The sequence below is a fragment of the Methyloceanibacter superfactus genome (genome assembly GCF_001723305.1).
Taxonomy (GTDB): Bacteria; Pseudomonadota; Alphaproteobacteria; order Rhizobiales; family Methyloligellaceae; genus Methyloceanibacter; species Methyloceanibacter superfactus.
In genome coordinates, this window is the sequence record NZ_LPWF01000013.1 from 92,929 (window position 1) to 112,478 (window position 19,550).

Annotated in this window: 16 protein-coding genes and 5 pseudogenes; 12 read left to right on the forward strand and 9 right to left on the reverse strand. The window is 64.3% G+C overall.

The features are described from left to right. The first annotated feature begins 59 nt into the window (after positions 1-59). From AUC69_RS04275 to AUC69_RS04295, 5 genes are all read left to right on the forward strand, one after another. A complete protein-coding gene (locus AUC69_RS04275) occupies positions 60-1,355 on the forward strand; it encodes a DEAD/DEAH box helicase (protein ID WP_069441050.1) in 1,296 nt (431 codons plus the stop codon). Further along, a complete protein-coding gene (locus AUC69_RS04280; protein ID WP_069441051.1) occupies positions 1,352-1,597 on the forward strand; it encodes a hypothetical protein in 246 nt (81 codons plus the stop codon). Before AUC69_RS04275 ends, AUC69_RS04280 begins: the two co-directional genes overlap by 4 nt. 18 nt (positions 1,598-1,615) lie before the next feature. Continuing rightward, a complete protein-coding gene (locus AUC69_RS04285; protein ID WP_069441052.1) occupies positions 1,616-1,819 on the forward strand; it encodes a hypothetical protein in 204 nt (67 codons plus the stop codon). A 17-nt stretch (positions 1,820-1,836) separates the two neighbouring features. Beyond that, positions 1,837-2,085 (forward strand): hypothetical protein, encoded by a 249-nt coding sequence (locus tag AUC69_RS04290; RefSeq protein ID WP_069441053.1) that lies wholly within the window; start codon positions 1,837-1,839, stop codon positions 2,083-2,085. A gap of 211 nt (positions 2,086-2,296) precedes the next feature. Then, positions 2,297-2,920 carry a hypothetical protein gene (locus AUC69_RS04295; RefSeq protein WP_141700579.1) on the forward strand — a complete coding sequence of 208 codons (624 nt, stop codon included), beginning with the start codon at positions 2,297-2,299 and terminating at the stop codon, positions 2,918-2,920. Between the two features lie 19 nt (positions 2,921-2,939). Here the strand turns inward: AUC69_RS04295 and AUC69_RS04300 are convergent, their stop codons facing one another. The 5 genes and pseudogenes from AUC69_RS04300 to AUC69_RS04320 form a co-directional block, all read right to left on the reverse strand. Further along, positions 2,940-3,401, reverse strand: a complete 462-nt coding sequence (locus AUC69_RS04300; RefSeq protein ID WP_069441055.1) for a hypothetical protein — start codon at positions 3,399-3,401, stop codon at positions 2,940-2,942. Between the two features lie 210 nt (positions 3,402-3,611). Next, positions 3,612-4,181, reverse strand: coding sequence for a sarcosine oxidase subunit gamma (locus tag AUC69_RS04305; RefSeq protein WP_083239080.1), 570 nt, complete (start codon positions 4,179-4,181; stop codon positions 3,612-3,614). Positions 4,182-4,208: 27 nt separating this feature from the next. Then, a pseudogene (locus tag AUC69_RS04310) lies at positions 4,209-7,191 on the reverse strand (sarcosine oxidase subunit alpha family protein). Between the two features lies 1 nt (position 7,192). Then, positions 7,193-7,456, reverse strand: coding sequence for a sarcosine oxidase subunit delta (locus AUC69_RS04315; protein ID WP_069441057.1), 264 nt, complete (start codon positions 7,454-7,456; stop codon positions 7,193-7,195). 9 nt (positions 7,457-7,465) lie between these two features. Then, a pseudogene (locus AUC69_RS04320) lies at positions 7,466-8,714 on the reverse strand (sarcosine oxidase subunit beta family protein). A gap of 103 nt (positions 8,715-8,817) precedes the next feature. Between AUC69_RS04320 and AUC69_RS19620 the strand changes: the two are divergent. From AUC69_RS19620 to glnT, 6 genes and pseudogenes are all read left to right on the forward strand, one after another. Next, positions 8,818-9,750, forward strand: a complete 933-nt coding sequence (locus AUC69_RS19620) for an AraC family transcriptional regulator (protein ID WP_425283501.1) — start codon at positions 8,818-8,820, stop codon at positions 9,748-9,750. Positions 9,751-9,815: 65 nt separating this feature from the next. Next, the gene (locus tag AUC69_RS04330) at positions 9,816-10,547 is read left to right on the forward strand and encodes a helix-turn-helix domain-containing protein (protein WP_069441058.1); all 732 of its coding nucleotides are present in this window, start codon (positions 9,816-9,818) and stop codon (positions 10,545-10,547) included. 117 nt (positions 10,548-10,664) lie between these two features. Next, positions 10,665-11,555, forward strand: coding sequence for a class II glutamine amidotransferase (locus AUC69_RS04335; protein WP_069441059.1), 891 nt, complete (start codon positions 10,665-10,667; stop codon positions 11,553-11,555). A 2-nt stretch (positions 11,556-11,557) separates the two neighbouring features. Continuing rightward, a pseudogene (locus AUC69_RS04340) lies at positions 11,558-12,245 on the forward strand (protein glxC). Next, a pseudogene (locus tag AUC69_RS04345) lies at positions 12,245-13,572 on the forward strand (FMN-binding glutamate synthase family protein). The pseudogenes AUC69_RS04340 and AUC69_RS04345 overlap by 1 nt, the downstream one beginning before the upstream one ends. A gap of 45 nt (positions 13,573-13,617) precedes the next feature. Next, positions 13,618-14,922, forward strand: coding sequence for a type III glutamate--ammonia ligase (gene glnT / locus AUC69_RS04350; protein WP_069441060.1), 1,305 nt, complete (start codon positions 13,618-13,620; stop codon positions 14,920-14,922). Positions 14,923-15,227: 305 nt separating this feature from the next. Here glnT and AUC69_RS04355 read toward each other — a convergent pair whose 3' ends face one another. From AUC69_RS04355 to AUC69_RS04360, 3 genes are read right to left on the reverse strand one after another with little or no spacing between them, the layout of a single operon-like run. Next, a complete protein-coding gene (locus AUC69_RS04355) occupies positions 15,228-15,440 on the reverse strand; it encodes a hypothetical protein (RefSeq protein ID WP_069441061.1) in 213 nt (70 codons plus the stop codon). 33 nt (positions 15,441-15,473) lie between these two features. Continuing rightward, on the reverse strand, positions 15,474-15,683 hold the full coding sequence (locus AUC69_RS18275) for a hypothetical protein (RefSeq protein WP_244500085.1): 210 nt from the start codon (positions 15,681-15,683) through the stop codon (positions 15,474-15,476). Next, complete coding sequence (locus AUC69_RS04360; protein ID WP_244500086.1) at positions 15,680-16,825, reverse strand: ammonium transporter; 1,146 nt, start codon at positions 16,823-16,825, stop codon at positions 15,680-15,682. The genes AUC69_RS18275 and AUC69_RS04360 overlap by 4 nt, the downstream gene beginning before the upstream one ends. 331 nt (positions 16,826-17,156) lie before the next feature. On the opposite strand from AUC69_RS04360, the gene AUC69_RS04365 reads away from it, so the two are divergent. After that, positions 17,157-17,717 (forward strand): hypothetical protein, encoded by a 561-nt coding sequence (locus AUC69_RS04365; RefSeq protein WP_083239081.1) that lies wholly within the window; start codon positions 17,157-17,159, stop codon positions 17,715-17,717. A 49-nt stretch (positions 17,718-17,766) separates the two neighbouring features. Here AUC69_RS04365 and AUC69_RS04370 read toward each other — a convergent pair. Further along, positions 17,767-19,363 (reverse strand): annotated as a pseudogene (locus tag AUC69_RS04370) (trimethylamine N-oxide permease). Positions 19,364-19,550: the final 187 nt, after the last annotated feature.

Below are 19,550 nucleotides of genomic sequence, written 5' to 3' on the forward strand. Positions count from 1 at the left end.
GCGTCCTCACGATCGCGCATGTCCGTGCGCCGTGCTTGGCGTTCAAGGAATAATTATACGTGACACCGACTTTTGACACGCTCGGCCTAGCCGAGCCGATACTGCGTGCCCTCAAGGCCGAAAGCTATCTGACGCCGACACCTATTCAGGTGCAGACGATTCCTATTCTCACCGAAGGCAAGGACCTGCTCGGCGTCGCCGAGACCGGCACCGGCAAGACGGCGGCCTTCTCGCTGCCATTGCTGCATCGCCTTTCCCTCAATTCCGAGCCGCGGACGCCTTCCGCCCCGCGCGCCCTCATCCTGGCGCCGACGCGCGAACTCGCCGGTCAGATCGCCGAGCGGGTCAACGCCTATGGGCGCCACCTCAATTTGCGCTCGGCCGTCATCTTCGGCGGCGTTGGCCAAGGAGCGCAGGTCAAGGCGCTCAAAGCCGGCGTGGATGTTCTGATCGCAACGCCGGGCCGCTTGCTCGATCTTTGCTCCCAGCGCCTCGTGCGGTTGGACAAAGTCTCGGTGCTGGTGCTCGACGAGGCCGACCGCATGCTCGACATGGGGTTCATCCACGACGTGCGGAAGATCGTCGGGTTCTGCCGCAAGGAGCGGCAGACGCTGCTGTTCTCCGCGACCATGCCGCCGACGATCGCCAAGCTCGCGCACGATATTCTCGACAATCCGGTCCGCGTGGACATCTCGCCGGTCAAGGTGAGCGTCGAGCGGATCGAGCAGAAGGTCTATTTCGTCAGCGCCAATGACAAGCGCACGGTTCTGACGGACTTAGTCAACGACAAGGCGACAGGCCAAGCCATTGTGTTCACGCGCACCAAGCGGGGCGCCGATCGGGTTTGCAAGCATCTCGAGCAGGCGGGCGTTAGCGCGGTCGCGCTGCACGGCAACAAGGCGCAGAACGCCCGCGTGCGGGCCCTCGACGGGTTCCGCTCGGGCCGCGTACGCATCCTGGTCGCCACCGATATCGCCGCGCGCGGCATCGACGTTCCCGGCATCTCCCATGTCATCAACTACGAGCTGCCGAATGAGCCCGAGAGCTATGTGCACCGTATCGGGCGCACGGCCCGGGCCGGGGCGCAAGGCATCGCTCTGTCGCTTTGCGATCCAGGTGAGCGCGCCTATCTGCGGGCCATCGAACGGCTGATGCGGACCGATGTGGACGTCGGCGACCACCGTCTCGCGGAAACGCGGGAACAGGCGGCGCAGCGTCAGCCGGCGCGTACCGCCGCGGCACGGCCCTCTGCGAGCAAACGTCGGCGCCGGCCTCGTGGCCGCCGCCCGAACGGCGCGGCCGCCACTGTCGGCAAGTCGCGCGGGGCACCCCGTCAACCGGAGGCACGCATATGACAAAGTCGACTCCACGCGTCTCGGCCGCGCGGCGCAATGCCGAGACGATCTTGAGTCAGAGCCGGAAACGGCAAGAGAGCTTCAAGCTCGATCAACAGATTGCGCATGACGCCATGATGCAGAAGACGGCGCGGCTGCGGGAGCTTCGCCTGGCGAAAGAGGCGGCGGATGCGGAAGCGGCGGCAGCCGCGCCCGCTCCCAAGGCACGGAAGGCGCGCAAAGCGAAGACCACGACGGACTAGAGGAGACTGAGACCAGAGATGGCGTTTAAACCCAACTACAACTTTCAGAAGGCCGAGCGAGCCCGGGCCAAGGCGCAGAAGAAGCAGGAAAAGCTCAAGCGCAAGGCCGAGGCACGCGGCGACGAACAAGATGGCGAGACGGGCGCGAGCGATACGGACGAGGCCGCCGAAGCCTCGGTCGAAACGAACGCCGATGCTGAAACGAGCACGGACGGCGCCTAGCCAAAGGTTGGAGTATCATGGCTAAGAAACAGCAGGCGCGCCCGAGCGGCTTCGTGTTATTCGACGTGTTCTATGAAGACGGCACGCAGACGTCCAACCGGAAGGTGCCGGCCACGGAGCTCGGCGGCCTGGACGGCGACGAGCCGGCGCGCACCTTTGTCGAGGACCAAGACCGCAAGATCGGCGAGATGTCCGGCAGCCCTCGGGCCGCCATCAAGACAATCACCCGGTCGGGCAAGGCGAAAGCCAAGGCCAAAGCTTCCTAAGGCCGACCCAAGACGCCGGCCCCAAGACGCCGCCCCCCAAGGCGCGGTCCGAATCCCGCGCAAATTCCCCAGTAACACTTTTTGGCAGACCGTCCGGACATGCGCCAGGACGGTTCCCTCACGCGCGGCGCCGCTATAGTGTGACGCCCGCCGCAAGGACGCGGCCTAAAGCCGTTTTGAAAGGCAATTCTCTGTCTGGGAGGTAGTGTTCATGCAAGTTCTCTTCGCCGCCGTGAAGGGCGTGTTGGCTGTTGGCGTCGCGATGCTCTTCATCGGCGATGCGAAAGCGCAGGTTCCCATCGAGGACGAGTCCGGAACCATCACGATGACCGGCACGGTCGAGGAAATCGAGGTGCCGGAGCGGCTGATCACGGTGATTGGGCTGGGCGGCAATACGATCGCGGCGGTCATCAGCCCCGACGTGAAGGACATCAAAGAAATCAAGCTGAAAGAGACGGTCACCATCCAGTTCACGCAGGAAGTGGCGACGGCGCTGAGACAATCGGACGAAGCACCGCAGACCAAGGAAGAAGGCCTTGTCAACGAGGAAGAGGCCGGCATGGACATGAACGCGCCGACCGTGGCCGAGCAGGATTGGGTCGAGTCGACCCCGTCAGGTGGCGAAAGCGACCTCACCACGATTGAGGTGACCGACACGATCAGCGCGATCAACCGGCAACAGCGGCTGGTCACGTTCGCCGGCACCGGCGGCAAGACCCGGACGATCTACATCGCGCCGGGCGTCCCGGGCTTCGACGGTCTCGAAGTGGGCGACGAAGTGGTTCTCGAAGTGACCCGCGCCGTGGTTGTCAATATCACGCTGAAGCGCGCCTAAGAATAAAGGCGCGGCGGCGTTACATCGTCGTCGCGCCGATCACCTCGTGATCGGTAATCACGCATTGCCATGCGCCGACGGCCGGGAACTCGGCGAGATCCTGCCGCTGCTCGAGAAACTGCATGGCAGCGAGAAATCCCGCATGCCCCATGCAGGCGTTGGGCGACATGAGGTCGGCAAGAAACTCCATAGGCACCGGCACGTCGATACATCCGAGGGCCGTCAGAGCGGCCTTCCGCTCCTCGAGGGTCTGGGCCTTCTCGTTGTCGTAGATCTTGCCTTGACCCGTGGGCTCGAGCGGCGTCTCGGCGCGATGGCACGCCTTGACGATGAGTTGCACATAAACCGGCTTCTCCTTCTCCTCACCCATGCGCGTGGGCTGGGACGGGTCGGACTCGGTCTTTGCTTCGGGCTCGGTGGCGGCGGCGGTGCCACACGCCATGACGGCCAGCGCGAGCGCGGCAATCAAAGGACGGATCATGGCGACGTCTCACTCTTTCAGAGCCGACGGCCGTGCTCTTGCGCTTTAGCCTCGTTTACGGCTGGCCGGTGCCGCGTGGGGCACGCGCCCCAAAACCCGCCGGTAAGCGGGAAGATATTCTAACGGCTCTTGCCACGAATCCCAAAGCACCTTTCCAGGGCGAAGGCCGCGCCAAGGCCCCTGTTCGGCGGGAAATCGGCGCTTCTCGGGTCACGATGTCGTGACAACCTCGTAGCCATATTCAGCGGCGCTCGCCGTCAGCCAGCGCCAGAAACTTGCCGACACGCTGCGGAAGATGGCGATGTCATAGCTGTCAGCCTCACCCTCCTGCCAGAGCTGCACACCCATATGGGAAATGGTGCTGGTCACCGCGCCGCCGGCCGGGAAGGCGCGGGGGTCGAGATCGACGGCGAGGCCCTTGGCGAGCACGTCACGGGCGCGCGGCCCGCTCACGCGCAGCACGGCCCGGCCGCCGCTCTGGTCCGAGACGGAGGCGAGGCCCTTAAGCCGCGTGGCGAGATCCTCAGCCAGCGCCTCATGGGCGAGCGTCTCCGACACCACGAGCCACTGACCTGGTCCATAGCCGATGAAATTCACGGACTTGCCCCGCGCCGTCACTGACTTGGCGGGAAGATCGACGCCATAGGCTTCGCGCACGGCCGCCGTCAAAGCCTTGTCCTGGCCCTTGCGCGCGGCCAGCGTGGCGAGGCCGAGATTGGCGCGTTCGGCGATGGTAACGCCGGGGGTATCCGCCTTGCCGACGCGGCCGGGGTTGGCGATGCCGTGGAGCGCGAAAGGGATGCGAGCTTAGGCACGGAGGCGTGCTCCTTCCGGATCGATGAAGCAGGTCGGACCGACCTCGGCGAGCAACTCGGTGCCGCGCAAGGGATCGCACACTTTGATCACTTCGCCGTGGCGCTCCGGCCCGCGGGCGAGCAGCGCCAGCGCGATCCAGCTTCCGAGCTCCGGCGAGTAGGCCATGGAGGTGACATAGCCTGATCGTTGGACGCGGTCGCATCGGCATCCTTAGGCACCAGATGGGCGCCGGCGCGGATGCGCGTGTCCTTGTCCACAGGCCGCAAGCCCACCATCGAGGCGCGCTCGATCTCGGTGAGCGCAGGCCGCTCGCCCATGAAGCGGCCGATGAAGTCCTTCTTCTTCGACACCATCTTGCCGAGACCGAGGTCGTGCGCAGTCGTCTGGCCACTCACTTCCGGCCCCGCGGCGTGGCCCTTCTCGATGCGCATCACGCCGAGCGCCTCGGTGCCGTAAGGCACAATGCCGTGCGGGGCACCGGCCTCAATGATCGCGCGGATGAGGGCGTCGCCGAAGCGCGCCGGCACGCCGATCTCATAAGCTAACTCGCCGGAGAAGGAGAGCCGGTAGAGACGCGCCTTGGTACCGCCGCAGACCGTGAAGCTGCCGGCGGCCATATAGGGGAAGGCCTCGTTGGAGATATCCTGGCCGGAATCGAGCAGCGCCGCGATGACCTCTCGCGCCTTCGGCCCGGCGACAGCGTATTGCGCCCATTGCTCGGTGGCGGAGACGGTCTGCACATCGAGCTCGGGCCACAGCACTTGCTGGCAGAATTCGAGATGCTGCATGACCTTGACCGCATTGGCGGTGGTGGTGGTCATGAAATAATGGTCCTCGGCCAGCCGCGCGGTCGTGCCGTCATCCATGGCGAAGCCGTCCTCGCGCAGCATCATGCCGTAGCGCGCCTTGCCAACGGCGAGCGTCGAGAAGGTGTTGGCATAGACGCGGTCGAGAAAGGTCCCGGCATCGGTGCCTTGCACGTCGATTTTGCCGAGGGTGGACACGTCGCACACGCCGACCTTGCTGCGCACGGTTGCCACTTCGCGATTCACGGTGTCTTGCGGCGCTTCGCCGGCTTGCGGGAAATAGAGCGCGCGCAGCCATGCCCCGGCCTCGACGAAGACGGCGTTCCGCTCCTTGGCGAAGGCATGAGACGGGGTCAGCCGCGTGGGACGGAAGTCGGGTCCGCGATGATGGCCGACGAGCGCGGCGATGGCCACCGGCGTGTAAGGGGGGCGGAACGTCGTGGTGCCCACGGCGCCGATATAGCGTCCCGTCAGCCCGGCGATCACGGCAGCGCCGTTCAGATTCGAGGTCTTGCCCTGATCGGTCGCCATGCCGAGCGTGGTGTAGCGCTTGACGTGCTCGGGCACGCGGAAACCTTCCCGGGTGGCGAGCTTCACGTCGGACACCGTGACGTCGTTCTGGAAATCGACGAAGGCCTTGCCGCGACTCTTCTCTACTTGCCAGAGCGGGCTTGCGGGCGTCGCGGCCTCCTCTTTTGCAACGGGGCGGGCGGGCGCCGAAGGAGAGTAGCCACAATTACGCGCGGCCTCGGCCCCCGCCCCCTCGCCACTTGCAAGACAGGCGTCCAAACTGAATTTGCCGGCGGCGGCGCCAGCCACGCTCATGCCTGGGGGCAAATCGCCCGGAACCAGCGCCGATAGTCCGTTGTCCCACGCCGGCTTGCCGCCCAGATGAGTGGTCAGGTTGAGCGTCGGGCTCCAGCCGCCGGACATGGCCAGCACATCGCAATCGAATTGCTGGTTCTGGCCGTTCATATCGGTGATCAGGACGGACTTGATGCCAAGCGCGCCCCGCACGCTGGTGACGGCGGCGCCGGAAAAATACGGCGCGCGGGCAGACTCGGCGGCGGCTTGCGCGGCCGGCGACGGGTCGCGGCGTGCATCGATGAGGGCGTTCACCGCGATACCGGCATCGGCGAGATCGGTTGCGGTGCGGAAGGCCGCGTCGTTGTCGGCGAAGACGACCGCATGCCGTCCGGGCGCGGCGCCGTACCGGTTGACATAGCTGCGTACGGCACCGGCAAGCATCACCCCGGGCCGGTCGTTGTCGCCGAACAGGAGCGGCCGCTCGATGGCACCGGCGCAGACGACCGATTGCTTGGCGACGATGCGCCAAAGACGCTGGCGTGGCGCATGCTCGGGCGGCACCGGCACATGATCGTTGACCCGCTCGATGGCGGCATAGGTGCCGCCGTCATAGACGCCGAACACGGTCGTACGGCGCAGGATGCGACAGTCGGGAAGACTCATCAGCTCCGCTTCAGCCGCCTTGAGCCAATCGAGCGCCGGCTGGCCGTCGATCTCGTCGCGTTCGGCCAGGAGACGGCCGCCGAGGCGGAAGTCCTCGTCGCACAGGATGACCCGCGCTCCGGCACGGCCCGCGGCCAAGGCGGCGGAGAGGCCGGCGGCGCCACCACCGATCACCAGTACGTCGCAAAACGCGTTGGTCTTCTCGTAGTGGTCCGGGTCGGCTGTATCCGCGGCGCGGCCGAGACCGGCCGAGCGGCGGATCAGCGGCTCGTAGACCTTCTCCCAGAAGGCGCCGGCCACATGAAGGTCTTGTAGTAGAAGCCCGCGCTGAAGATTGGCCCGGCCAGTTGGGTTGCCGCGCGTAGATCATATTTCAGCGACGGCCAGCGATTCTGGCTCGCGGCGTTGAGCCCATCATAGAGCTCGACAGTGGTGGCACGCGTGTTGGGCTCGCGCCGCGCGCCGCCGCGCAGCTCCACCAAGGCGTTCGGCTCCTCGGAGCCGGCGGTGAGGATGCCGCGCGGCCGATGATATTTGAACGAGCGGCCGACCAGCCTGATGCCGTTCGCCAGAAGCGCCGAGGCCAGCGTATCGCCGGGATGGCCGGTCAGTCTCGTGCCATCGAAGTCGAAGCGCAGGACTTTCTTTCGGTCGACGAGACCCTTGTCGCGCAAGCGGTTGATTTGCGGCGGCGGCATGTCAGCTCCCCTCGCGTGCGAATTCGACGGCGAGTATCTCGTGGGTGCGGGTGTCGCGCGTCACCACCAGCCAGGCATGGCAGCCGGCGCTGTGATGCCAATGTTCCTTGTGCGGGCCCGCCGGGTTGTCACGGAGGTAGACGTAATCCACCCAAGCGTCGGTGGCGGACGCATCGAGGCTTTCCGGACGCGTCACGGTGGCATCGCCGCGATAGGTGAACTCTTCCAAAGCGCGCTCACCGCAATAAGGGCATTTGATCCGCATGGTGTCCCCTCAGTGCAGGTTCGGTTGCGCGCCCATGCCCTTTTCGTCGATGACGCGCCCTTGCGCGAAACGATCGAGACGGTAGGCGGCGGCGTAAGGGTGGGATTGGCCCGTGGCGACGAGATGGGCGAAGCACCAGCCGGCGGCGGGCGTCGCCTTGAAGCCGCCATAGCACCAGCCGGCGTGAGATAGAGGCCCTCGACGGGCGTCACGTCGATGATCGGCGAGCCGTCCATGCTCATGTCGAGAAGGCCGCCCCAGGAGCGCAGCAGCCGCAGGCGCCCGATGACCGGCATCAGGGCCATGCCGCCTTCGGCGACGTCCTCGACGACCGGCAGATTGCCGCGCTGGGCGTAGGTATTGTAGCCGTCGATATCGCCGCCGAACACGAGCCCACCCTTGTCGGACTGGCTGCAATAGAAATGTCCAGCGCCGAAGGTGATGACGGTGTCGAGGAGCGGCTTGATGCCTTCGGTGACGAAGGCCTGCAAGACATGCGCCTCGATCGGCAGCCGCAGGCCCGCCATCTCGGCGACGCGAGACGAGCTACCGGCGACGGACATCGCCACCTTCTTGGCGCCGATGAACCCCTTCTCGGTTTCGACGCCGATGACCCGTCCGTTCTCGATGCGGAAGCGGTGACGGCACAGTTCTGGATGATGTCGACGCCACGGCTATCGGCGGCGCGGGCATAACCCCAAGCCACCGCATCGTGGCGCACGGTGCCCCCGCGCGGCTGAATCAAACCGCCGCGCACCGGGAAGCGGGCGTTGTCGAGATCGACGTGAGGCACGAGCTTCTTGATCTGATCGCGATCCAGGAGTTCGGCATCGATGCCGTGCAGGCGCATGGCATTGCCACGCCTTACAAATGCGTCGCGCTGTGCATCGGAGTGGAAGACATTGAGTACGCCGCGCTGGCTGACCATGGCGTTGTAGTTGAGGTCCTGCTCCAGCCCTTCCCACAGCTTCATCGACCATTCGTAGAATGGCGCATTGCCTGGCAGCATATAGTTGGAGCGGACGATGGTGGTGTTGCGCCCGACATTGCCGGATCCGAGATAGGACTTCTCCAGCACGGCGACATTGGTGATGCCGTGCTGCTTGGCGAGATAGTGGGCCGTGGCGAGACCATGGCCGCCGCCGCCGACAACGATCACATCGTATTGGGGCTTGGGCTCAGGCTCACGCCACACCGGTTTCCAGTTCCGGTTTCCGGTCAGAGCGTTCGTGAGGAGGCTGCCGAGCGAGTAGCGCATGGCCGACATGCTGGCGCTGTTTCTGCGGCGACTGTTGACATTTCACGCCGCTTATTTGACGTTTTGCGTCATGACGGCATACCCTAAGAGAGATACCAAAACGGTGGGCTTTTTGCTGGTACCGGGCTTCGCGTTGATGTCCTACGCGGCCGCCATGGAGCCGTTGCGCGCGGCTAATCTACTGTCCGGCACGACGCTCTATCGCTGGTGGCATGCGGCGCCGAGACCAGAGCCGGTGACCGCCTCGAACGGCGTGGCCATCATTCCCGACTGCGGCACCGGCACGGACCGCAAGGCGGACATGGTGTTCGTCTGCGCCGGCGGAAATCCCGCCACCTTCGCCGACAAGCCGACCTTCGCCTGGCTCAGGCGGCTGGCGCGCCGTGGCACGGTCCTCGGCGGCATCTCGGGCGGGCCATACATCTTGGCGCGCGCCGGCCTTCTCGACGAGCGCCGGGCGACGCTGCACTGGGAGCATCTACCGGCATTCCGTGAGGCGTTCCCCGATGTGGGCGTGGTCCCGTCGCTGTTCGAGATCGACGGCAACCGCATCACCTGTTCGGGCGGCATTTCGGCGCTCGACATGATGGTGGCGCTGATCGAGCGCGATCATGGACGTCAGCTGGCGGCCGCGGTCGGCGATTGGTTCCTGCATACCCATATTCGTGAAGGTTATGGCCCGCAGCGCATGGATCTGCGCTACCGGCTCGGCATCGCCGACGAGAAGCTGCTGGGCGTGCTCGGCGCCATGGAGATGAGTCTGGAGACGCCGCTGCCGCGCGCGAGCTGGCGCGCCAGGCCGGCATTTCGCTGCGGCAGCTCGAACGCCTGTTCAATGCCCATGTGGGCCACGGCATCCACCAGCATTACCGCTGGCTCAGGCTCGAGCGCGCCCGTCAGCTCTTGCGGGAAACCGCGCTGCCGGTCCTTGACGTGGCTCTGGCCACGGGTTTCGCCTCGTCAAGCCAGTTTGCCCGGGCCTATTCTCGTGCCTTCGGCGAGCCACCGAGCCGCACCCGTGCTAGCGCCTAAATAGTGGCCCACGAAATTTTTGGTGCTAGGTTCGTTGCAACGGGCCGAAATGCTCGCATTGGGAGCCTGATGGCGACGACGAGACTCTCTTCGAAAAAGCTTCGCGAGCGTACCAAGGCGCGGCAAGGTTCACGCCCAGCGCGCAGCAAGGCGGCTAAGCCCGCTGACACTGAAGCCGCGGTCAAGGACGACGACACCTACGCCACTGGCTCCAACGCCCCCACCACGGGTGAGCTCAATCTCGAAATCTCCATCGGCCGGCGCGTGAGGCACCTTCGCCAGCGCTTGCAGCTCACCGCGACGGAGCTGGCGGCGGAGGCGGGCCTGTCGCCCGGCATGTTGTCGAAGATCGAGAATGGCGGCACGTCTCCGTCCCTATCGACCCTTCGCGCTTTGGCGCGGGCGCTCAATGTGCCGATGACGAGCTTTTTCGCCGATTTCGAGGAGCGGCGTGATTGCTCCTACGTCCATGCCGGGCAAGGCGTGCTGATCGAGCGGCGGGGCACCAAGGCCGGTCACCGCTACGAGCTGCTGGGACACTCGCTGTCCGGGGATATCGTGGTCGAGCCCTATCTGATCACCCTCAGCGAGGACGCCAACCCCTATACCCAGTTCCAGCATGACGGCATGGAGTTCATTTTCATGCTGTCCGGCAGGGTCATCTACCGGCACGCCGACAAGCTCTATCCGATGGGGCCGGGCGACGCCTTGTTCTTCGACGCGGGCGCGCCACATGGGCCTGAAGAACTGATCGACCGGCCGATGACCTATCTCTCGATCATTATTTATCCCCGGCCGTAAATTCCTCGCCACACGCCTCTGGACTTTCCCCAAAGGAAACTTTATTTCATGTGGGTTGACGACACCACTCGCGCCGTAGCATGGTGAACGGCGCTTTAACTCGGAGCTTTTCTAGCCATGTGCGGCATTGTCGGATTGTTTCTCAAAGACCCAACGCTCGAGCCGGAGCTTGGCAGGCTGACCGCCGCCATGCTGGCCACCATGTCCGACCGCGGGCCGGATAGCGCCGGCTTCGCCGTCTATGGCACGGGCGAGGCGGGCCAGACCAAGCTCACCGTCCGCGGGACTTCTCCCCTCAGCATCGAGGAACGGGCGGCGGAGATCGAGGCGGCCTTTCCTGGGGCGCAAACGGCGCTGCACGACACCCATGCCGTCATCTCGGTGCCCGAGCAAGAGGTCGAGGCCCTGATCAAATGGCTCGAGCGCGAGGCGCCGGAGACGGAGATCGTCGGCCGGGGCGCGCGCATGGAGATCTTCAAGGAGGTCGGCCTGCCGGCGCAGGTGGCGGAGCGGTTCGGGCTTGCCTCCATGCGCGGTACCCACGCCATCGGCCATACCCGCATGGCGACGGAATCGGCGGTGACGACCGACGGCGCACACCCCTATTCCACCGGCAAGGACCAGTGCCTGGTGCATAACGGTTCGCTCTCGAACCACAACAATCTCCGCCGTGAGCTGCGGCGCGAGGGCCTGAAATTCGAGACCGAGAACGACACGGAGGTCGCCGCCGGCTATCTCACCTGGCGCATGCGCGAGGGGCTGTCGCTCGGCGATGCCCTGAAAGTGAGCCTCGACGATCTGGACGGCTTTTACACCTTCGTGGTCGGCACCGAGAACGGCTTCGGGGTGTTGCGCGACGGCATCGCCTGCAAGCCCGCGGTCATGGCCGAGACGGACCGCTACGTGGCCTTCGGCTCCGAATACCGGGTGCTCGCGGACTTGCCTGGGATCGACCAGGCCCGCATTTGGGAGCCCGAGCCCGCCACCGTCTATTTCTGGGAACGCTAAACATGCCGGATATCGATCTCAGCGTCACGCCGCTCAGGGAGCTCAACGCAACCCTGCATCGGCTTTCGCCCGAGACTAACGAGCGCCACTGGATCATCGAGCATCCGGCCGGCCGTCACGCGATCGCCGCGGGCCTCAAGTGCCGGTCACCGTCGAGATCAACGGCCCCGTCGGCTACTATTGCGCCGGCATGAACAGCTCGCCACGGTGCTCGTCCATGGCAGCGCTGGTGTGGGCGTCGCCGAGAACATGATGAGCGGCTTCGTCCATGTCTCGGGCAATGCCAGCCAATCGGCGGGCGCCACCGGGCGCGGCGGCCTCTTGCGGATCGACGGCAACGCCTCCTCGCGTTGCGGCATTTCCATGAAGGGCATCGACATCGTCGTGCAGGGTTCCGTCGGCCATATGAGCGCGTTCATGGCGCAGACCGGCAATCTCGTGGTGTTCGGCGACGCCGGCGACGCGCTCGGCGATTCCATCTACGAGGCTCGGTTGTTCGTGCGCGGCACGGTCAAGAGCCTCGGCGCCGACTGCATCGAGAAAGAGATGCGCGACGAGCATAAGGCCTCGGTGCATGAGGTTCTGAAGAAGGCCGGCTTCGATGGCGAGGTCGATCCCGGCGAGTTCAAGCGCTACGGCTCGGCCCGGACGCTCTATAATTTCAACGTCGATCACGCAGGAGAGTATTGATGGACGCGACGCCCAGGACCACGCCGCGCAAGTCTGCAACGTTCGACGATTACAGCCTGTCCGAGATTCGCCGCGCGGCGGCGAGCGGCATCTACGATATCCGTGGCGGCGGCGCTAAGCGGAAAGTCCCGCATTTCGACGACCTGCTGTTCCTCGGCGCCTCCATGAGCCGCTACCCGCTCGAAGGTTATCGCGAGAAATGCGCCACCGATGTGTGGCTGGGCACCCGTTTCGCCGAGAAACCGATCCACTTGAAGATTCCGATCACCATCGCCGGCATGAGCTTCGGCTCGCTGTCCGCGCAGGCCAAGGAGTCGCTTGGCCGCGGCGCCAGCCAAGTGGGCACGTCGACCACCACCGGCGACGGCGGCATGACCGAGGAAGAGCGCCAGAACTCGACGATTCTCGTCTATCAGCTCCTGCCCTCGCGCTATGGCATGAATCCCGACGATCTTCGCCGCGCCGACGCGATCGAGATCGTCATCGGTCAGGGCGCGAAGCCCGGCGGCGGCGGCATGTTGTTGGGTCAAAAGATCTCCGACCGCGTGGCCGAGATGCGCACCCTGCCTAAAGGTATCGATCAGCGATCGGCGTGCCGTCACCCCGACTGGACGGGCCCGGACGATCTAGAGATCAAGATCCAGGAGCTGCGCGAGATCACCGACTGGCAGAAGCCCATCTACATTAAGGTCGGCGCGTCGCGGCCGTATTACGACACTGCGCTGGCAATCAAATCCGGCGCCGATGTGGTGGTGCTCGACGGCATGCAAGGCGGAACGGCGGCCACGCAAGAAGTGTTCATCGAGCATGTTGGCCTGCCGATCCTGGGGGCCATTCGCCCGGCGGTGCAGGCGCTGCAGGACCTCGGCATGCATCGCAAGGTTCAGCTGATCGTCTCCGGCGGCATCCGCAACGGCGCCGACGCGGCCAAAGCCTTGGCGCTGGGCGCCGACGCGGTGTCGATCGGGACCGCGGCGCTGGTCGCCATCGGCGACAACGATCCAGTGCTCGAGGAGGACTATCAGAAGCTCGGCACCACGGCGGGCGCGTATGACGACTGGCATGAGGGCCAAGACCCGGCCGGCATCAACACGCAGAACCCGGAGCTTTCCGCGCGGCTCGACCCGCTACTCGGCGCCGCAGGCTGGCCAATTATCTTTCCGTCATGACGCTCGAGGCGCAGACCATCGCGCGCGCCTGCGGCAAGAGTCATGTGCATAATCTGGAGCCTGAGGATCTCGTCGCGCTGACGGTGGAAGCTGCGGCAATGGCCAAAGTTCCGCTCGCCGGCACCGACTGGGTACCGGGATCGAAATCGCACGAGTAAGGCGACGCAAAAAGCGCGCCTAGAGATGCAACGAAGGGGAGTAGCATGGCGGTTGATCTGGCAATCGAGGCCCGCGAGCGCGGGATCAAATATTTCCTGATTTCCTTTGTCGATCTGTTCGGGACGCTCAGGGCCAAGCTCGCCCCGGCGAGTGCCATTGCCGACATGGCCGAGGACGGCGCGGGCTTCGCGGGCTTTGCCAGCTGGCTCGACATGACGCCCGCCGACCCGGACGTGCTCGCCATTCCCGATCCTTCGAGCCTCATACAGCTTCCCTGGAAGCCTGAGGTCGGCTGGCTCGCCGCCGATCCCTACATGCACGGGAAGCTGGTCGAACAGGCGCCCCGTAACATCCTCCAGGCCATGCTCAAGAAGGCCGAGGCCGCCGGCTATACGCTGAAGACCGGCGTGGAATGCGAATTCTTCCTGGTAAGCCCGGACGGTACGTCGCTCAGCGACGCCGCCGACACGCAAGCCAAGCCCTGCTACGACCAGACCGCGCTGATGCGGCGTTACGACGTGATCAGCGAAATCTGCGACTCCATGTTGGAGCTCGGCTGGGCGCCCTATCAGAACGACCATGAGGACGCCAACGGCCAGTTCGAGATGAACTGGGCGTTCGACGACGCCCTCAAGACCGCCGACCGCATGGCCTTTTTCAAATATATGGCCAAGGCCATCGCCGAGAAGCACGGTTTGCGCGCGACCTTCATGCCGAAGCCGTTCGCCCACCTCACCGGCAATGGCTGCCACGTGCATGTGTCGCTGTGGAAGGACGGCAAGAACGTGTTCGAGGACCGCGGCGACCCCCTGGGGCTGTCGAAGGAAGCCTACAATTTCATCGGCGGCCTCATCAGCGTCGCCGACGAGATGTGCTCCATCACCAATCCGACGGTGAACTCCTATAAGCGGATCAACGCGCCGGTGACGACGTCCGGTGCCACCTGGTCGCCCAACACCGTCACTTTCGCGGGCAACAACCGCACCCATATGATCCGGGTGCCAGGCGGCGGACGCTTCGAGTTCCGTCTCGCCGACGGTGCCACCAATCCTTACCTGTTGCCCGCCGCGGTGCTGGCCGCCGGGCTCGACGGCATCGCCAAGGGCATCGATCCGGGCAAGCCCCTCGACATCAATATGTATGAGGATGGCCACAAGGCGCCTGCCGACGTGAAGAAGCTGCCGCTCAATCTGCTCGATGCCTTACGCCTGACGGCTAAATCCGAGCTGTTGCGGCGCGAGCTCGGCGACGAGTTCGTGGACTCCTACGTCAAGCTCAAGACCAAGGACTGGAACGAGTGTCAGAAGCAGCTGACACCGTGGGAGCGCGCCACCACCCTCGACTGCTAGGTGGCGGCGGGGCGTCCCGCCAAACCCTCACGCGCGATCCGACACAGCATGACGAGCGGCGTGGCACCGCCTTCGGGCGGGCCATGTCGCCTTCTATGAGGCAAAGGTCAACGACGCGGCGACGGCGGTCGGCTCCCCGCAGCTACGCCCGTTGGATGATCTTGTCCGCTACCCCGCCTCTTCCTCACCTGAGAAACATACCGGCGACTTGCTTCGTCCATCCGGGACGTGCCCTCGCCTGAAACGCAAAGAGGCGCCGGCTCGTTGAGCCGACGCCCCTCTGGAGGGTCAGACCGTCCGCTAGGTCAGACCGGATGCTCGTCGAGAGCTTTCTTGATGCCCTCCTTGCTACCGTACTTCTGAATGTCCTCGGCAAACTCCGCCTTCTCCTCGCGGAGCTGGATGATGTGCCAGAGGATCCACAAGGCGACAGCTACGATCACCATGATCAGCTCATAACCCTGCCAGGGGTAAACCGCCCCGGTATTGGCAAGGTCGACTGCCCAAGTGCTACCCATTTCGGTTCTCCTTTGTCTCGGTTATGGCGCGGATCAGACGAGAGCCTTCTCGGCCCGCCGGACCTCTTCACGTGCTTCCTCTTCCTCATGGAGCGTCTTGAAGTCGAGACCCATGAGCTCGACCTCGCGCGGCACCCGCAAGAGGCCTCCGGCATCCAACAGCTTGGACACGACCCAAGCCGGCAGGAAGCCGAGGACGAAGAACATGATGACGGCGCCGATCGTGTTACCGAGCGGGTTCACTGTGGCGTAGCCTCGAAGGGCGACGACGGATAACCCCACAAAACGAAGCCGGCGATGACCAAGCCGATGAAGCCGGCATAGCCGTGAACTGCCACGGAACCCACGGCATCATCGATCTTGAATGTGCGCTCGACCCAGTAATGCAGCTTGTAGGCAATCCAGATGCCAACACCACCGATGACGAAGGCCTGGATCGGGTGGTAGAGGTCGTTGCCGGCCGAGGCGGTAATGATTCCGGCGAGACCGCCCGAGTAGGTCCAGAACGCATCGCCCTTCGAGATGAGATAAGCGACCATCAGGCCACCCGAAAGAGACATCAAGAAGTTGACGGTGATGGCGCCCAGCGTGGTCGGCGTGAGATAGATGGTCGTTGCCGTCCACGTCTCACCGGTGATCTGGCCACCGATAGCCTCCGGAGAGATGATCGGCACGTTACACGCGGCGTAGAAGCCCCAGAAGCCGGTGTAGATCAAGAACAGACCGATCGTCACCATCCAGGGATTGTGCGGCACGAAGGCACGCGGCGTGCCGTCGGCCATGAAGCGCCCGAGCCGCGGCCCGAGCACGACGAGCACGCCAAGCGCCGTACCGCCGGCGATGGCATGGATGACGCCAGAGGCATAAGCGTCATGATAGCCGAGAAGCTTGACCATCCAACCTTCCGGATGCCAGCCCCAGGCCGCGTCGATAATCCAAGTCACCGATCCGATCATCACGGCGATGATCCAGAACGCGCCCGAGCGAATGCGCTCGATCACCGCGCCCGAGACGATCGACGCCGCCGTCCACGAGAACAGCAGGAAGGCCGCCCAGAACACGCCGGTGATACGGTCGCCGAGATTGGTGGCCATGGTCGGCGAGACGGGCGAGTTCGGCGCCGCAGCTTCACTCAGCAGCGGTCCGGTGATGAACGGCCCATTGGGGAAAGCCCAATAAATCCACCAGCCGAAAAAGAAGAACGTGATGGTGACCAACGGGATCAACATCGTGTTCTTCATCAGCGTATGCATGTGGTTCCGCTTTCGGCTGACGCCGACCTCGTACATGCAGAAGCCCACATGGATCAGAAACATAAAGACAACCGTCACCCAGTAATAAAACTCGGTGAAGACGGTTGTCAGCGCGTCTAAGTTATTGCCCATTGATGTAACCCCCCTAGGTTCATTACCGGTGGGACGCTCAGTTTCGCGACTTTTGTCCCACGGGCTCGATGGATGATTTCAGCTACGTCGTTGTCTTCCTCTCCTGCAAAACGAGAAGGCTCTTTACGGCCCTCCCGGTCCTCGCCACGTCGTCGGGCCGAGATTCACCCCATCGTAACGCGATGCTAGGCGGTGCCCCCGGCTCCGTCAACCAAGATGAAATATGTTTTCCTATGAGGAAATCTCCGTTCATAATGGCCCGTATGGTGCGCACGGCCCATTCTACAGCCAAAATCGACGAAAGGACCCCTTTTGGGGGCAGTGATTCACAGTGAGCAAATCGAAGCGCAAGAGCCTCCGGGACAGTTTTCTCACCTGGCAGTGCCACGTGCGGCAGGTGGCCATGCGCGAGAACGGCGGCCGCCCCTCCCCTGGCATGCAACCGCAGATCTTGGACGAAGCGGGCGCCCAGCTGGTGCCTGGGCTGACCGTGCTGCTGGCGCCGAAGGAGCCGAAGGAGAGCACCGCTTTCCTTCGCTTTCAGGTGCTGAAATATGCCGATCCGCGCGAGACCTACGAGAAGGCTCTGGCCTATTTGCAGGCCGATTACTTTCAGACTGGGAAGGCCTTCAGCGGCCGGTTGCTCGCGGCGTTGCCGAGCGACGCGCCGCTCGCCGAGACCCTCCTGGCGACCAAGCGCTGCGTGCTCGCATTCGCGCAAGGACGCTACGCCTTTCGCCTGCCGTGCAAAGTCAAGAGGCTGAAGGCGCACAGCGCGGACCGCGAGGCCGCGATCTGGCATAACCGAGTTTTCAACCCTGCTCTGCCCGACACGGTGCAGGTCTTGGCTTTCAAACCGGATTGGGACGCGGCCGAGACCAAAAAAATCTGATCTCGACCGCTCTGCCCAGCAAGCCACGTTGGCTTCCTCTTTCGATCGCCTAGGTCCAGAAGATGACGTAGGCGGTGGTGGCGACCAGGATGCCGCCGGCGAGCGCCAAGTAGGGCAAGAAGCCCGCCTTTGGCGCACTGATCGAGTGTCCGTCGACCGACAGGTCGGCCAGCATCTGGGGCGGGAACACGCCCTTATCCTGGATGAAGTGCCGGTAGATGAAGACCGGGATGACGAGCGCGATAGCATGGCGCCCGCGGTCAGCGTGCCCGATCCCCAGACATCCGCGCCGGCGCCAAGCAGGAACGCATTGACGAAGGCGAGCACCACGCCGGCCCCGAGAAGCACGGTCGGCGCTTTCCACGGGCGGGCCACATGCGCGTTGTCGATGCGATGGATCCAGCCCGCGTTGAGGTTGAGGAAGTTGAAGACGATGTAGCAGACATTCGAGACCGCCAGCACGAACAGGTAGTCCGACATCATCAGCAGAATGAGGTTGAACGCGAGGTCCGTCCCCATGCCGCTCGTCGGTGCGCCGTTCTTGTTGACGTGGCTCAGATAGCGCGGCAGCCAGCCGTCGACGGAGCCTGATAAAGCGTCCGCGAGCTGCCGGCCATCGCCGTGGTGATCGCCAGCATCAAGGCGAGCAAGAGCATCACCACGAGAAGATTGGTGATGAACGCACCGCCGCCGACCATGGTGGCCATGGCCTGCGCCACGCCGGAGCCGTCGACGATGCCCGGCGCCATCACGCCGGCCAGTCCGAGCGCACCCTGGAAGGAGAGCGGCACCAGGACGTAAACCGCGATGCAGAGCAGGCCGGAATAGAGGATGGCCTTATAGGTGTCCGTCGCCGGATTGCGGAACTCGCTGGTGTAGCAAATCGCCGTCTCGAAGGCGTAAGCCGACCAGGCGGCGATGAAGAGGCCGCCGAAGAAGAGCGTCCATCCAGCCTTGTCCCACGCCGCGGTGGCAACGTCGGTGCCCGGGGCGAAGGGCTCGAACGCCTTCATCGACACATCGCCGGTGATGAGCGGCACGATGCCGATGATCAGGAGCGGCAAGAGCACGGACACGGCGACAATGGTCTGCACCTTGGCGGTCGAGAGAATGCCGCGGTGCTGAATGCCGAACGAGATCAGCATGAGGACGGCGCCGATGAAGAATGTCGAGTTCAGGCGAAGTCCGAGCCCCTCCTTGAAGAAGCTGAGATCGACGAGCTGAATCTCCCAGGTCCGGACCGCGGCATCGGCCGGGAAAAAGGCAGTCAGGATGTAGCCTGCGGCGATGCCGCAACCGATGGCGAGCACTGGCGTCCAGGCCAGCCAGTTGCACCAGACCGATAGGGGCGCGATGAATTTGGAATAGCGCACCCAGGCCGCCGCGCCGTAGACCGAGGCGCCGCCCGACTTGTTGGGAAACAGGCCGGCAATCTCGGCATAGGTGAAGGCCTGGATGAAGCCGAACAGGACCGACAAGGTCCACACCAGAACCGACGGCGTACCCACCGTCGCGGCGATGCCGCCGATGGAGAACAAGACAAGAGCCGGAACACCGCTGGCCACCCAGAAGGCGTCCTTCCAGCCAATGACCCGATGCAAAGTAGATGATCCGGGCGCGCTAGCACCCGCTACGGTATCGACCATAATTCCCTCCCTCGCGGCCAGCCTCGATCGCTTAGCGTCGAGAGTTCTCGACCGCTCCGTTGCGTTTCCAAATTCCCAAAGGCTGACTTTGTTATCGTGACCGGCTCGTTGGCCGGCCATCATTAGAACTTGCGGTATGCCTTATTGAGTTGGTGGAGCGGGTGGTTTGGCGATGTCTGGAATCGGA